The organism is Streptomyces beihaiensis, assembly GCF_026274175.1.
Classification (GTDB): Bacteria; Actinomycetota; Actinomycetes; order Streptomycetales; family Streptomycetaceae; genus Streptomyces; species Streptomyces beihaiensis.
The window spans coordinates 1-1,452 of record NZ_JAPHNL010000197.1 but is presented as its reverse complement, the minus strand read 5'-3'; the positions used below and the strand labels follow the sequence as shown (position 1 = coordinate 1,452).

Annotated in this window: 1 pseudogene; it reads left to right on the top strand. The window is 78.0% G+C overall.

Annotated elements, in window-relative coordinates:
* Positions 1 to 1,452, top strand: a pseudogene (locus OFY01_RS16865) (hypothetical protein); the annotation flags it as partial.

Here is a 1,452-nt window from a genome sequence, read left to right as displayed (position 1 = left end):
CACCCGGAACCGACCGGGCGCTCGGCCTCGCCGCGCTGGTCCTGGGCGGCCGCCCGGCCGACGCCGTCTCCCGCTTCGAGGCCGCCTGCCGCTCGGACCCCGCCGACACGGTCGCGCTGCACGGGCTGCTGGCGGCCTATCTGCAGGCGGGCCGGTACGCGGACGCCTGGCGCGCGGCGACGGGCCGACAGGACCGACTCACCGTGCGCGCCCGGGAGATCCTCGACCTGTGCCGGACACTGGCGTGGCTCGACGAGCCGGGGGAGCCGGGGGAGCAGGGCGGGTGGGGCGAGAGTCGCGTATGGGGCGATCCGGGTGTGCGACTGGGGGACCGGAGCGCCGACGGCGGCCCGTGGGAGGGCCGGCACGCCGGTGGGCGGCAGACATCCGGCCACCAGGCGCAGGACCAGCAGCCGCGCGGCCAGTGGTTGCCGGGCGGGCAGTTGCCTGACCGGCAGGTGCGCGGGCAGCAGCAGCCCCCGGGGGCGGCGCTGCTCGCGGAGATCGCCGAGGGGCCGGACACCGCGCCATGGGTGGCGTACGCGCTGGGCCGCCACCACCTCCTGCAAGGCCGCGCACGGCAGGCTCACGACGCGTTGTCAGCGGTGGCCCGTAAGCTTCCTGACCGTACCGACCTCGCCTACCACGCGGCGTGGGCCCGGCTCCTGGACGGCCGCCACCGCGAAGTGACCGAGCGCGTGACCGCCGACGCGCCCTGGCCGCTGCTGTGCCTGCTGCTCGACGCCGACCCCGACCACGTCCTGCCGCCGGGCGCGCGGGAGCGGATTCTGACGGCCGCCGGGCCGCTCGCCCCCGTCGTACGGGCCCGGCTGCTCATGGCCGACGGCCGGCGTCCCGCCGCCGACCTGCCTGGCTGGGAGCGGCTCGACCTGCGCGGCACCGCCCTGCCACACCGGCTCGAGGCGCTGCGCACCATGCTCGCCGCCGAGCTGTCGCGCGGGCGGGCGGCGGAGGCGGAGCGGCTGACCGGACTGCCGCTCTTCCGGAAGCTGCCGCGCGCCGAACAGCGATTGTGGGAAGGGGCCACGGACCGGTCGGGCGATCCGCGGCGTGCCGTGCGGCTGCTCGTCGAGGCGCACGCCCTGGGCCGCGACAGGGCGGCGCAGATCCGTGCCGCGATGGAGCTGCGCGCCGGGAACCCGGACGCCGTGCACCCGCTGCTCGACGGAGCGCGAGGCCGGGTGGCCGAACTGCTGCGGGCCCGCGCGGAGATCGCCCTCGGCGACCTGGAGGCCGCCCGGCGGCGCCTGGCGGGCGGGCGCGTCGCACATCTGCCGCGGGCACGGTACGAATCTGGCCTGATAGGTCTCCGTACGGCGGCGCTGCGCTGGGCCGCGGGCGACCCGGACGCCGCCCAGCGGGAGGCGGAACAGGCCGCTGCCCTCCTGATCGACGCAGCGCTGGCCGGGCCGGACGTGGTGCCGCCGGTAC